This window comes from Desulfurispirillum indicum S5 (assembly GCF_000177635.2).
Classification (GTDB): Bacteria; Chrysiogenota; Chrysiogenetes; order Chrysiogenales; family Chrysiogenaceae; genus Desulfurispirillum; species Desulfurispirillum indicum.
Window position 1 is genome coordinate 1,033,717 of record NC_014836.1, and the last position, 13,777, is coordinate 1,047,493.

A 13,777-nucleotide genomic window follows, 5' to 3' on the forward strand; every position below is an offset into this window, starting at 1 on the left:
ATCATTCACGGTTACTTTTCGATTTCTCAGCAGGAGCGCCAGTGTTCCGAGAGCGAGCCTGGATGGCGAGCGGCAGAGACTCGAGCCACGGACGAAAGTGAGCGTCTCTGGGAGGAATGCTGGTGCGACTGCCAACACAACGTGAATACTTACAAATAATTTTCCCCGCTGAAAACGCGAATCGTCAACACGGATAAAAAGGAAAACACCATGACCCCAACCGAACTGAACCAGCAACTTCAATCCCTTGATACCCCAGCTGCCCTGAAGCATGTGCTGGAGCAATTCGGCTCCCGCGTGGCCCTGGCATCCAGTATGGGGGCCGAAGATCAGGTGCTCACCCACATGCTTAAAAGCATCTCCCCCCAGGCGCGGGTGTTCACCCTGGACACTGGCCGCCTTCACCAGCAGACCTACGATCTCATTGACCGCACGCGAAACGAAATGGGTGTCGATCTGCAGGTCTACTTTCCCGCGGCGACAGAGGTGGAGACCTATGTCAGGGAGCATGGCATAAACGGATTTTACGACAGCGTGGAAAACCGGCGTCAGTGTTGCCGCATCCGCAAGCTTGAACCCCTGAAGCGGGCTCTCAGTGGCCTGGATATCTGGATTACCGGACTGCGCGCCGAGCAGTCCGTCACCCGCACCGCCATGGAACTGGTGGAGTGGGACGAAAGCCACGGGCTCTTCAAATACAATCCCCTGCTCCACTGGAGCGAGGAGCAGGTGTGGGAGTACCTCCGGGAACATCAGGTACCCGTCAACGCGCTGCACCGCGAAGGCTACCCCAGCATCGGCTGCGCTCCCTGCACCCGGGCCGTCAAGCCCGGTGAAGACATCCGCGCTGGCCGCTGGTGGTGGGAACAGCCAGAGCACAAGGAGTGCGGCCTGCACCGGTAACAGCCCAAAAGCAGCATCTCTCGCCCGTTCGCTGCGCTCACTCAAGGCGCAGAGCTCGCAGAGAAAGACAAAACAATTCCGCGCTGTTTTCTTCCTTTGCGACTTGGCGTCTTTGCGAGAGTTAATGGCCTTTTCCCGTAAAAAACTGTCATTTAAAGGAGCCTTTTATGCCCCATACAAAATCCTTCACCCATCTCAAAGCCCTGGAGGCCGAATCCATCCACATCATGCGGGAGGTGGTGGCCGAGTTCGAAAATCCGGCCATGCTCTACTCCATCGGCAAGGACTCGTCGGTCATGCTGCACCTGGCCATGAAGGCGTTTTATCCGGCCCGCCCGCCCTTCCCCCTGGTTCACGTGGACACTACCTGGAAGTTCCGTGAGATGATCGAGTTCCGCGATCGCCGCGCGGCGGAGCTGGGCATGGATCTCATCGTTCATGTGAACCAGGATGGCGTGAACGCTGGTATCAGTCCCTTTACCCACGGTTCCCAGGTGCATACCGACGTAATGAAGACCGAAGGGCTCAAGCAGGTGCTGAACCAGTATCGCTTTGACGCGGTATTCGGCGGGGCGCGCCGCGATGAGGAGAAGTCGCGGGCCAAAGAGCGCATCTACTCCTTCCGCGATCGCTTTCACCGCTGGGACCCCAAGAACCAGCGTCCGGAGCTATGGAACATCTACAATGGCCGGGTACACCGGGGCGAAAGCATCCGCGTCTTCCCCCTCTCCAACTGGACCGAGCTGGACGTTTGGCAGTACATCCACCTGGAAAACATTCCCATCGTCGACCTCTATTTCGCCAAGGAGCGCCCCGTGGTGATGCGCGATGGCGTGCGCATCATGGTGGATGACGAGCGTCTGCCCCTGGCATCAGGCGAAAAACCGGTGATGGAGCAGGTGCGCTTCCGCACTCTGGGCTGCTATCCCCTGACCGGGGCCGTGCCCTCCCATGCCACCACATTGCCGCAGATTATTCAGGAAATGCTGCTCAGCCGCACCAGTGAACGTCAGGGACGATTGATCGACAGCGATCAGAGCGCTTCCATGGAAAAGAAAAAGATTGAGGGGTACTTCTGATGAGCACCAACAGCCTGCTGGAAAAAGACATTGAAGCCTACCTGAAGGAGCACGAGAACAAGGATCTGCTGCGCTTTATCACCTGCGGCAGCGTGGATGACGGCAAGAGCACCCTGATCGGACGCCTGCTGCACGATTCCAAGACCATCTTTGAGGACCAGCTGCAGGCCGTGGCCCGCGACTCTCTCAAGTCGGGCACCACCGGCGAGGCCCCGGACCTGGCCCTGCTGGTGGATGGCCTGCAGAGCGAGCGGGAGCAGGGCATCACCATCGATGTCGCCTACCGCTACTTCACCACCGACAAGCGCAAGTTCATCATCGCCGATACCCCCGGCCACGAGCAGTACACCCGCAACATGGCGACGGGAGCTTCCACGGCTGATCTGGCCATTATCCTCATCGACGCCCGCCACGGTGTGCAGGTGCAGACCCGCCGCCACAGCTTCATCGTCAGCCTGCTGGGCATCCGCAATGTGGTGGTGGCCATCAACAAGATGGATCTGGTGCGCTTCAGCCGCGAGCGCTTTGAAGAGATCGCCGCCCAGTACCGGGAGTTTGCCGCCCAGCTCAAGCTGGAACAGATCACCTGCATTCCCATCTCGGCGCTCAATGGTGACAATGTGGTTGAAAAGAGCTGCCACACACCCTGGTACAGTGGCAAGACCCTGCTGCAGCACCTGGAAGAAGTGGAAATCGGCGCTACTGACACTGCGGCGCCCTTTCGCCTGCCGGTGCAGTATGTCAACCGCCCCGATTCCAGCTTTCGCGGATTTGCCGGCACCATAGCCTCGGGCACCATCCGGGTGGGTGATCCCATTACCGTACTGCCTTCGCGCAAAACCAGCACCGTCGCCTCCATCGTCACCTATGACGGGCAGCTGGAAGAAGCCAGCGCCCCCATGGCCGTGACCATCACCCTCAGCGATGAGATCGACATCTCACGGGGCAACCTCATCGTCAGCGGCGAGGAACCCTCCGTCGCCGACAGCCTGCGGGTGCAGCTGGTGTGGATGCACGAATCACCCCTGGAAACTGGCCGCAGCTACCTGATCAAGCGGGGAACCACCGTCACCAGCGGGGTCTTTGGCCCCTTGTACTTCCGCCAGGATGTCAATACACTGGACAAAGTACCCACCAGCCAGCTGGAACTGAACGAAATCAGCCAGGCGCGCCTGACCACCGCCAGCCCCCTGGCCTTCGACCCCTACGAACGCAATCGCGCCACCGGCAGCTTTATCGTCATCGACCGCCTGAGCAATAACACCGTGGGCGCCGGAATGATCATGGCCAGTGCCGAAAGCGAAGGGCCACGCTACAGCGCCTTTGAGCTGGAGTTCAACGCCCTGGTGCGCCGCTACTACCCGCACTGGGAGGCGAGGGATATCTTGGCCGGAGGCGGGGATTACGCAATTTAATGCTCCTTTTTGACCGGCCAAAAAGGAGCCAAAAAGCCGCCCCCCGAACGCCCGTTTATCCGGTTCGTTTGTTTGCCTGGACTGGAGATCCGGCAGAAGCTGCATCCCTGCAGCTCTGCCGGACCACCTGCTTCCTGCAGGTGTCCCGTACGGGTCTTGCCAGCCAGGCTTCACACTCACCGGACGGGCTCAGGGGGGATTGTTTTTTGCCTCTCCCCCGTGTGCTTGCTTCTGCCAGGCAGCGCCGACTGGAACGCTGGCAGCCCGCAGGGTCGCCGCCACGAAGGCGGCGACCGCAAACTCAGTCAGGGATGACGGTTGTTTGCGGCCCCAGTTCCAGACAAGCTGACGGCAGAAATCTGCAAGCACTGGGGGCCGCTTTTGCGCCACTTTTTGCGGGGAAAAAGTGGCAAAACTCTCTGGATTATGGAGTACAGAATGGAAAAAGAAACCAAGGCCCAGCGCGTCGAGCGCCTCAAACGCGAAAAGGATGGTCTGGATATCATGGACGACATCAGACACTACTGCCAGTCCGGGGAGCCGGTGGATGCCGACACCATTGACCGCCTGAAGTGGTACGGCATGTACACCCACAACCAGCACAGCTCGCCGGAGGGCAGGCAGTTCTTCATGATGCGGGTCAAGGTGCCCACGGGCAACCTGACCATTGAGCAGGTGGAGACCATTGCCGGTATCTCCCGCGAGTTTGCCCGCAATACGGCGGATATCACCGTGCGGCAGACCATTCAGCTGCACTGGATTGAGTTTGCCAATGTGTGCACAGTGCTCGACCGCCTGCAGGCGGCGGGGCTCACCACCCAGAACGCTTCCGGTGACTGCCCCCGCAGCATTGTCACCTGTCCGGTGGCGGGGCACGCCCACGATGAGCTGCTGGATGTGAGTGGTATAGTGCGGGAGGTGGACCGCTACTTCCAGGGCAACCATGAGTTCAGTAACCTGCCTCGCAAGTTCAAGATGGGTATCAGTGCCTGTGGCCGTTTCTGTACGGGGCACGAAGTACAGGATCTCAGCTTTGCGGCCCACCAGCTGCAAGGTGGCCGTGTGGCCTTCGGAGTGCATGTGGGTGGTGGACTGGGCAGCAATCAGCGCTTTGCCACCAACCTGGGCAGTGTGGACGCACAGCAGATTCTGCCCGTGGCCATTGCCTGCGCCGCCCTCTTCCGCGAGGAGGGCAAACGGGACAATCGGAGTCGCGCGCGCCTGGGGCACCTGCTGGAGGACATGGGAGCCGACGCCTTCCGCCAGGCCCTGCAGGATCGCAGCGGTGTGGAGTTTCTGCCCGCCACGTCACCCGCTCTTCCCGATCCCCGCCAGCGCCAGCATGTGGGCATTGAAGACGCCAAAGAAACGGGATATCAGCATATTGGCACGGCCATCGTCAGCGGCCGCATCACCGGCGAAGGCCTGGCCACCGTGGCCCGCATTGCCCGGGAAGCGGGAGCGGCCACCATCGCCTTTACCGGCTGGCAGAACCTTATCCTGACTCGCGTGCCCAGGCAGCATGTCGCCCGGGCAACGCAGCAGCTGGAAGCCGCCGGCCTGAGCGTCGCCGACCACAGCCTCAGTGCCCGGGCCATTGCCTGCACCGGTCTTGAATTCTGCAAGTTCGCCATCAGCGAAACCAAAGAGCGCCAGGCCCAGCTGATCAAGGCGCTGCAGGCGCGCTTTCCCGATTTCAAGGAGCCTTTGAGCATCAGCCTCAGCGGCTGCCCCAACGGCTGCTCCCACCCCAATGTGGTGGATCTGGGCTTCGTGGGCTGGAAGGTGAAGGTGGATGGGGAGTTGAAAGAGGGTTTTGTGCTGCACTACGGTGGCCGCCTGCAGGGCGATGGCAGCCGCTTCGCCGTACGCACCAATGAGAAGATAGACGCCGACCAGCTCAGCGAATTTGTGATTGATCTGATCGAAAAGTACCGGGCTTCCGAGAAGCCCTCTTTACCTGACTACCTGCAGGAAGTATATTCATAAAAAATAACGGGGCCTGAACGGCCCCGTTACTCTTTGATATTACTGCCGTTTCGCATCCCCGAAACGGCAGGTTGTCAGCGCTGACCCTGATGTCACGCTGCAATGGACGAAATGGTTCTACACAGACTGCGTCGCTTGACATTATCCTCACCATATATACGAGTTTCTTTTGCCACTTTTTAACCGCAAAAAGTGGCGCAAAAGCGGCCCCCAGTGCTGTCCTTTTCAGCCGTCCGCTTGCCTGGAACTGGGGACCGCAAACAACCGCCCTCCGTGGCTTTTGGTTTGCGGTTGCCGCCCTCGTGGTGGCAACCCTGCGGGTCCATAGCGTTCCAGTCTTCGCGTCCTGGCTGGGCCAGCACACGGGGAAGATGCAGAAGCAGGCCGTTCCCCCCTGAGCCCGTCCGGTAAGTGCGACGCCTGGCTGGCAAGACCCGAACGGACCACTCACAGGAAGTGAGTGGTCCGGCAGCACTGCAGGGAGGCAGGGGTCAGGCAACGCAAAGAGACCCAGGTGCAAGGCGCGGGCAAAGCGAGGAGTGAGGCGTACTCCCTGTACGTCGCAGTGACGAGCGATGACCGGCAACGCAGCAGATGGGGCTCTTTGGGCAGCCTGCTGCCGGATCTCCAGAACAGGCGAGCAGGCGATCCGGAAAAACGGGCGTTCGGGGGGCGCGTTTTTGTGCCCTTTTTGCGCGGTCAAAAAGGACAATATCCGGAAACAAAAAGCGGAATACCAGATACGTCAAGCATTCAAAATCAATACGGTTTCCGTGAGATAAACGCCAGTACAATAACAGCGTAACTCAAGACAACAAGGTGCGAAAGTTGAGATATTAGTCTATTACTCTAAAGATAAATATTCGGCCTATGCCACCACTTTCGTAGAAGATATGAATCTTCTCGAGGAGCTTCAGGCCGTCATCCTCTTGCCGGGTCCAGTTGGGTTCATCTGGCGCGATCGTGAACTGCTCAGCCGGATCAAAATCGATTTTCTCCACTGTATCAGTGTCATGACCCATTTCATAGAGGCCGACTTCCACCTTTTCCAGCACGTGCCTGAGCATACTCAGCTCGGACTCATCTTCTACCAGAACATAGCCTGTGCCATCATGGTAGTACCACTGGAACAGCACCGCCGCCAGGATACCATCTTCTGTCCAGTCAAGTTTGATGGAGGGCACAAAACCCGCCGGCTTGCCTTCGGCGGCAACGGGAGAGGCGATGCCAAGGTCAAAGACTGCTTTGACTACTTCGTCTTCCCTCCACTCCCAGTAGCCCGCATCCAGGTCATCCACGGAGTCCGTCTTGAAAACGTAGGAGAGCGTTTTGTCAGTATGTTCGGGATTGCTGCCGGCAAAGAGATACTCACTTATGTAGTTTGTAACGCCATTTTCTACTTCACAGGACACGGCATCTGAATTCGTAAGACTGGTGTTTCCATCAGGAGAGAAGAGCCCTACCGGAACCTTGTCTACGTCTTCCCCACAAATGTGCTGTATGGTGAGGGTTTCGCTGTTGGTATCCATCTGAAACTCGCAGCTTTCGCGTTCCAGGTTTGCCGGATCAGAATACTCACTATCATTATCATTCAGGAGGGTCGTATCCTGCCAGCTGAAATCCGCGCGAATGGCGTACCAGGTCTCTTCACCTGCATCATCCACATGGAAATTGGCCACGATGTTCTTGGCGTTGCGAAACACGTTATCGTTTTTGGCCAGCGCCAGAAGCTGACTGGCATTGAGGGCAAAGTGCGTGTCGTCCACCGTTTCTTCGGCCACAGCGTCTTCGTCATCACCAAGGGAAACTTCCCCCAGGTCAATGGCCTCGGACTCCACCACGCTGATGGGCAGGCCGATCAGGCCATCTTCACCTTCAGTGAGGGGCACATTGACTATAATGGGCCCAGTAAATCGGACAGGGGTTTAAGTTTGGCAAAGTCATCGGAAGTGGCGTAGATTGACCTGATCCAAACATCACCTGGAGAGTGACTATAGTGCAACGTAAGACATTTACCAATGAGTTCAAAGCCAAGGTAGCCCTTGAGGCGCTGCGTGAAGAAAAGACTGTTCAGGAGCTGGCTCAGGAGTATGAGGTTCATCCCCAGCAGATCAAGGAGTGGAAGAAGCGTGCTCTGGAAGCCATGCCTGATATATTCGATCGTCCCAACAAGAAGAAGGGCAAGGACAAAGAGGATCGCAATGTTGACGCCCTTTACAAGCAAATTGGCATGCTTCAGGTTGAGAAGGACTTCCTAAAAAAAAAGTATGTGCAACTCTACGGTCACGAGCCAAAAATGCCATAGAGCCAGGCCATAAAAACCTGAGCATACGGATGCAGTGCAAGTTGCTTGGCATCAGCCACTCGACCTACTATTACCAGTCACGTTCGTCGGCGCTGGAGGAATCTGATCTTGAAATACTGAAGGTTGTTCTCAGGGTGCTGCAAGACATTCCCACCTTCGGTTATCGCAAGATAGCCATACAGCTCAATGAGGAACATGATATGGCCGTGAGTTCCAAACAGGTGCGGCGCATTATGCACAAGCATGGGCTGCGTGCGATTTACCCCAAACCCAATCTTTCACGGGCCAACAAGCAGCACAAGAAGTATCCGTACTTGCTGCGAGGATTGAATATCTGGCTTCCCAACCAGGTTTGGGCCACTGATATCACGTACTTGAAGCTTGGCGCCAAGACGGTGTACCTGACAGCTATCATAGATCTGTTCAGCCGCAAAGTACTGAGCTGGCGCATCTCCAACACCATGGATACCTGCTTTTGCCTCGAAGCACTGGATGAAGCCATCAGACGCTATGGAGTCCCTGGGATATTCAACACCGACCAGGGAAGCCAATATAGCTCAGAGGCATTTACGCAAAGACTCAAGAGTCACGGCATCAGAATCAGCATGGACGGCAAAGGCAGAGCCCTTGACAATGTCTACGTAGAGCGCCTTTGGCGCAGTGTGAAATACGAAAACATCTATATCAAATGCTATGAGAACATGACCGAACTCAAGGAAGGAGTAAAGCGATACTTCACCTTCTACAATAGCAGAAGGTTTCATCAGTCTCTTGACTACAGAACACCAGACAAAATGTACATGTCAGTATTTAGAATAAAGGAGGAAAAGCTTGCGGCATAGGCTGCAATAAGAAAACTTAAACTTCCTCGAAATATGTCTGGACAACTGGGCCCACTTTAGACCGTGCCGAGAAATCGCTCCATGCCTTCCCTGCTTGAGTCGATGAGCACCAGCAGCCAGTCGCTCTCGGTGGGAAGCGCCATGGTAAAGCTTCCGTCTTCACCCACAAGCGCCTCTACCCGCATGCTCATACTGAATGAGCTCAAAGAACCACGCTCCAGCCTGAGAGCGACCACCTTGTCCACCTCCGGGGCATCCTGCGCACTGACAAGCCCAGCTGTAACGGGTTTCGCCACCAGGCCTGCCAACTGTATTGTTAACGGCCTTTCGCTTGGTCCTCCTGGAACTCCAGGAACTTCTGGATCTCCTCGATCTGGTTTGTCACTACTGCTACTGCCGCACCCGGCCGCCAGCAGCATCGCGACCGCGACCATCACCAGCCCCTGTGATACTTTGAATAATCCCTTCATGTCACCCTCCTTCATTTCGATTACCCCAAAATTTCAAAACGACGTTCTAATTATTAAGGCCAGGGAGGTCAAAGTCAAGGGATTGTTTCAAAATGACAGATATTAGACAATGCTACCAATTAAACCAAACGGTTACCCTTTTAACTGGGTCGAGAAGTGCTTCTTGGGATAACAACCGGGAAGGAAGCGGCAGGAGGAGAAGAATCAGGGAAGGTTGAGGGGCAGGGCGACGGTGAACTCTGCACCTTTGCCTGTCTCGCTTTGCAGGGTAATGGCGCCACCCATCATTTCACAAAAGCGCCTGCTGATGGAAAGGCCGAGGCCACTGCCACCGTAGAGGCGGGTGCTTGAAGAGTCCCCCAGGGTGAAGGGCTCGAAGATCTGCTCATGGATACTGGGATCAATACCTATGCCGGTGTCCCGAACGCGCAGGAGTACCCACGGTTCGCTGTGGCGCTGCTCCGCACTGACGGTCAGTGCAACCTGGCCATTTTCCGTGAAGCGGCCGGCATTATTCAGCAGGTGGATCAGCACCTGGCGGATTTTCTGCCGATCACTGTACATGGTTCCGATGTTCTCATCGCAGCGCACGTCAAGGGTATTCCCATTCTTGTGGATAGCCGCCTGGACGCTTTGGGCTACCTGCCGGGCTTCGCTGCAGATATCGAAGGACTCGGCCTGCAGCTGCGCGGTCTGACTTTCCAGGTCAGCCATATCCAGAATGTCGTTGATGATCTGCAGCAGCTGACGCCCGGCTTTCTGCACACGCTCCATATCCTGGTAGATCTGCCCCTGGGGATCTGAACGGTACTCTTCCTGAAGCATTTCGCTGTAGCCGATAATGGCGTTGAGGGGGGTGCGCAACTCGTGGCTCATATTGGCCATGAACTGGCTCTTGACGCGATTGGCCAATTCCGAGCGGTTACGGGATTCCAGCAGCATGATCTCCGTCTCCTTGTGACGGCTGATATCGCGGGTGGCCCCAAAGATACTGGGCAAAGCCGCACTGCTGTCACGGAATCCGATCACGTGGTCGTGGAGGTGGATCATCTGTTTATCACAGCGCAGTGCCCGGTATTCGAGCTCACCATGGTAGTCGACCTGGGAGGCCTGCCGGGCTGCGGCTTGCATATGACTGCGATACCGTGACCAGTCATCGGGGTGAATATGCTTGCGAATATATTCATCCAGCTCCAGGGTGAGTGTGTCGCCTTTGGTGACCATGCCAAGAAGCTCCTGGTGCTCGCGGGTAAGGTGCAGCTGCATGGAGGCTGGCTCCATCTCCCAGCCACCCACCTGGGCGATGCGCTGAGCCATGGAAAGGCGCATGCGGTTGCGCGAGATGATGCTGCGGGACTTTTCCAGTTCACGGGTTTTCTCCAGCAGCTGCAGGCGGTGCCGCTCCTTTTCGTTATGAATGGCTTTCAGCTCAGCATGGGTCGATTGCAGCTCTTCATTGGTGGTCTCCAGCTCTTCATTGGAGGCCTGCAACTCCTCGTTGGAGGACTGCAACTCTTCATTGAGGGACTGCAGTTCCTCGTTAGAAGTTTCCAGTTCCTCAATAACCGTCTGCAGGTGTTCCCGCACGGAGATGAGTTCATCCTGCATCTCGCGCACCAGCTCAGCGTCCAGCTCGTTGCCATCTCCGGGCAGGTTCGCAACTTCATGGCGACTGACAATGCCTTCATCCTCGTCAAACCAGAGCAGGTACTGCCAGTGATTCTCCCGCAACACGGGAATGACTTTGATGCGCATGCTGATCGCCTCGGCCTGGGAAAGGGGCAACAATGTCGTGCGTCCACTGAAAGGATGCTGACTTTTCCTGACCCTGCTCATGGCCAGACGCAGGTCATTACGCAGCTCCTTGCGCAGCATGCCCAGGATGTTCCCGCTGAAATCCCCGTGGCGAATACTGATATAGTGGCTGACATCTCCCTGCACGTGCACAATATTCAGGTCGTGGTCAAGCAGCAGCCACTTGTGCATCATGCTGCGCATCACAGCGTCCTTGACGTGGTCCTCAAGGCTCTGGGCGGTTCGTTCCGGTGGTTGCGGCCTTGTCTGCTGCTGCAACAGAGCTCCTGCCATCAAACGTCCGTAGGGTGCGACTCGGGCACCATGGATCCGCCGATAGATATTATTCTCCCGATCCAGCGGCTCAAAGAGATCGTCAAAGGCGCTCAGGCTCTCCGATTTGCCGGTAAACAGTACTCCCGACGGGTTCAAGGCGTAGGAAAAGAGCGCAAGGGTCTTTCGCTGCAGGGGCTGATTCAGCGAAACCAGAAGGTTACGGCAACTGACCAGGTTCATGCGCAGAAAGGGTGGATCCTTGATGATATCGTGCCGGGAAAAGACCACCATCTCGCGGATGGTTTTGCTGACTTCAAGTGAAGCTCCGCGACTGATGAAGTATCGATTGACCATATCGCCGTCCATGGCAGCGAGCTGCACATGGGCGTAATGGCCGCGTCTGGCGATGACAAGGGCATCCTGATCAATGTCGGTGGCAAATATCTGTACCTGGCTCTTGCGGTGATCGCCGCCCAGAATATTGCAGATCACCATGGCTATGCTGTACGCCTCTTCACCGGTGGAGCAGCCCGGCACCCATACCCGGATGGGTGCGCCGGGGGCCTGCTTTTTCAGGAGATCCGCCATGACGTCTTCCAGAGCGGCAAAGGCCTGTGAGTCGCGGAAAAACGACGTGACACTGATCAGCATATCCCGAAATAACTTTTCCTGCTCTCCTTCACATTGGGCCAAGTGCTTCACATAGCTGCCAAGGCTGCTGATTTTCAAGGCGGCCATGCGCCGTTCAAGGCGCCGGTTGATGGTGGAAAGTTTGTAGTGGGTGAAGTCGACACCGGAATGCTGCAGAAGCTGCTGGAAAATCTGCTCCATGTCAGAAGGAGCCTTGCGTGAGCGTGGGGGAAGAGCCACTTCGCCACTGATGCGGAAAATCTCAACAAGCTCCTGGCCAATTGCTTCCGGTGGCAGGATAATATCAATGTGCCCCGTGGCTATGGCATTCGTGGGCATGCCGTCATACTTGGCCGTATCGGGCTGCTGGGCAATGGTAATGCCACCACCTGCTTTTATGGCGCGGACTCCCACAGAGCCATCGGAGCCGGTGCCGGAAAGAATAACGCCAATGGCGTGGTTCCCAAACTCCTGGGCGAGGGATTGCAGAAAGAGATCCACCGATGGTCGCGGCCCTACGGAGTGGGCGCCAGGCAGGTGCAGCTGAATGCGATTTTTGCGCAGAGTAATATCGTGATTGGGAGGGGTGATGTAGATTCTGCCCTGGGAGAGTCGCTCGCCATGGCCAGCTTCGCTGACTTCAATGGTGCTGTCCTTGCCGAGCAGAGACACAAGCATGGTTCTGTAGGTCGGACTGAGATGCTGGACGATGACATAGGCGATGGGAGCCTGGGGAGGAAGATGGGCGACAAATAACTTCAGCGCTTCAAGGCCACCAGCACTGGCTCCAACACCAACGACTATGAGGGTACTCTTCCCGGATTTCCTGGCGCCTGCTGACCGTTCCACACTCACCTCTTGCGGCGTGGACGCGCACTGAGCCGCGTCGCTGACATTCCCCTGTGAATAACAGGCATCAGTCAGGTTATACGCCACTTTCCGGAATGCTGCAACCATCGAAAAATACAAGCTCTGTCGTCATGGCAGGGGAAATTCCCGAAAGCGCGTGAGAAAGAACCGGCAAACGTCAATGTTTACCTGAGGCAGTAGTTCAGCATGTTCTGCTTACTGGAGGTTTCTTCGTCCAGAAATACCCGTGCGCACGTGAAAAAATTCATGATACAGGGATGCTTGATGCTGTAGTAAATCTTCTGCCCCTCTTTTTCGTAGCTGACGATGCCAATGGACGAGAGTATGGAAAGGTGCTTTGATATGGTGGACTGGTCATAGGGGGTCTTGTCCACAATATCCTGAACACAGATCCTCTCGCGGGCAACCAGCTCAAGAATAAAGAGGCGCGTGGGGTGTGCCAGCGCTTTGGCAACCTGGGCAATAAAATCGTAATCACTGCATTTTTCTGACACGGGCAGCTCCTGAACTTCCAATTCTTCAGTTGGTAATGTGCTTATGTCCAAAGGGCACATGAAAAAATCCTCACATCGCTGAAAACAGATACTGCCGATACGTCGCTTTTCCATTTTCAGCTTCACCATATTACCAAAGCGCCATGAATTAATAAAGATAAAATTGATAGGAAAAGTAGGAAATCCCCCTGGCGATCTCTCAGCAACTCTTACTTCATCATTCACAGGGACTTACAACATCGCTCCCGGCAAGATGGCTTCTGCGCACAAAAACTGTTGACATCTCATTTTCACACTGCTATAACCCTCACTCGTTGTCGCGGGGTAGAGCAGCCTGGTAGCTCGTCGGGCTCATAACCCGAAGGTCGTCGGTTCAAATCCGGCCCCCGCAACCAACATTTCCGGCGGTGTACCTCAGCTGGTTAGAGGACCCGGCTCATATCCGGGGCGTCCGGTGTTCGACCCACCGCACCGCCACCATTTCTGCCATTTAGTTCCATGCAATAAAAAAAGCAGACAAGCAAATTGTCTGCTTTTTTATTGCTTCTGTGACGACTCTGTAATCAACTGACACACATACCCTCAATTTCCGTGACTGAAATTCGAATCTCCACGATAAAACATATTGACACATTTTCTTTTTTTTATATCATGCCCCTGAGTCAACTACCCTGGAGGAGTCGTTTTTCATGAAGCGAACACGACAAAGC

Annotated in this window: 10 protein-coding genes and 2 tRNA genes; 8 read left to right on the forward strand and 4 right to left on the reverse strand. The window is 56.0% G+C overall.

Annotation, left to right across the window (positions count from 1 at the left end; translation table 11 throughout):
- Nucleotides 1–180 precede the first annotated feature (180 nt).
- From SELIN_RS04910 to SELIN_RS04925, 4 genes are all read left to right on the forward strand, one after another.
- Complete coding sequence (locus SELIN_RS04910; protein ID WP_226509068.1) at nt 181–903, forward strand: phosphoadenylyl-sulfate reductase; 723 nt, start codon at nt 181–183, stop codon at nt 901–903.
- A gap of 167 nt (nt 904–1,070) precedes the next feature.
- Nucleotides 1,071–1,982, forward strand: a complete 912-nt coding sequence (gene cysD / locus SELIN_RS04915; RefSeq protein ID WP_013505579.1) for a sulfate adenylyltransferase subunit CysD — start codon at nt 1,071–1,073, stop codon at nt 1,980–1,982.
- Nucleotides 1,979–3,397, forward strand: a complete 1,419-nt coding sequence (cysN, locus tag SELIN_RS04920) for a sulfate adenylyltransferase subunit CysN (protein ID WP_425481176.1) — start codon at nt 1,979–1,981, stop codon at nt 3,395–3,397. The genes cysD and cysN overlap by 4 nt, the downstream gene beginning before the upstream one ends.
- A gap of 438 nt (nt 3,398–3,835) precedes the next feature.
- Nucleotides 3,836–5,386: a nitrite/sulfite reductase gene (locus SELIN_RS04925; protein ID WP_013505581.1), complete on the forward strand. Its 1,551-nt coding sequence runs from the start codon at nt 3,836–3,838 to the stop codon at nt 5,384–5,386.
- Between the two features lie 836 nt (nt 5,387–6,222).
- Here SELIN_RS04925 and SELIN_RS04935 read toward each other — a convergent pair.
- Nucleotides 6,223–7,275, reverse strand: a complete 1,053-nt coding sequence (locus SELIN_RS04935; RefSeq protein ID WP_013505583.1) for a hypothetical protein — start codon at nt 7,273–7,275, stop codon at nt 6,223–6,225.
- 98 nt (nt 7,276–7,373) lie between these two features.
- On the opposite strand from SELIN_RS04935, the gene SELIN_RS04940 reads away from it, so the two are divergent.
- Nucleotides 7,374–7,691, forward strand: a complete 318-nt coding sequence (locus SELIN_RS04940) for a transposase (protein ID WP_198007093.1) — start codon at nt 7,374–7,376, stop codon at nt 7,689–7,691.
- A 23-nt stretch (nt 7,692–7,714) separates the two neighbouring features.
- Nucleotides 7,715–8,533, forward strand: a complete 819-nt coding sequence (locus tag SELIN_RS04945; RefSeq protein ID WP_232218762.1) for an IS3 family transposase — start codon at nt 7,715–7,717, stop codon at nt 8,531–8,533.
- Nucleotides 8,534–8,589: 56 nt separating this feature from the next.
- Here SELIN_RS04945 and SELIN_RS15085 read toward each other — a convergent pair whose 3' ends face one another.
- The 3 genes from SELIN_RS15085 to SELIN_RS04960 all read right to left on the reverse strand — a co-directional run bounded on the left by SELIN_RS15085 (nt 8,590) and on the right by SELIN_RS04960 (nt 13,067).
- The gene (locus tag SELIN_RS15085) at nt 8,590–8,829 is read right to left on the reverse strand and encodes a hypothetical protein (RefSeq protein WP_156788024.1); all 240 of its coding nucleotides are present in this window, start codon (nt 8,827–8,829) and stop codon (nt 8,590–8,592) included.
- 378 nt (nt 8,830–9,207) lie between these two features.
- Nucleotides 9,208–12,552, reverse strand: coding sequence for a chemotaxis protein CheB (locus SELIN_RS04955; RefSeq protein ID WP_049871090.1), 3,345 nt, complete (start codon nt 12,550–12,552; stop codon nt 9,208–9,210).
- Nucleotides 12,553–12,737: 185 nt separating this feature from the next.
- On the reverse strand, nt 12,738–13,067 hold the full coding sequence (locus SELIN_RS04960; protein ID WP_013505586.1) for an ArsR/SmtB family transcription factor: 330 nt from the start codon (nt 13,065–13,067) through the stop codon (nt 12,738–12,740).
- A gap of 318 nt (nt 13,068–13,385) precedes the next feature.
- On the opposite strand from SELIN_RS04960, the gene SELIN_RS04965 reads away from it, so the two are divergent.
- Nucleotides 13,386–13,462: transfer RNA gene (locus tag SELIN_RS04965), tRNA-Met, on the forward strand.
- A gap of 8 nt (nt 13,463–13,470) precedes the next feature.
- A tRNA-Met gene (locus tag SELIN_RS04970) sits at nt 13,471–13,547 on the forward strand.
- The last annotated feature ends 230 nt before the right edge of the window (nt 13,548–13,777 follow it).

Coding starts and splice junctions, on each gene's coding strand:
- cysD (WP_013505579.1), top strand. CDS start 1,071: ATGCCCCATACAAAATCCTTCACCCATCTCAAAGCCCTGGAGGCCGAA.
- SELIN_RS04925 (WP_013505581.1), top strand. CDS start 3,836: ATGGAAAAAGAAACCAAGGCCCAGCGCGTCGAGCGCCTCAAACGCGAA.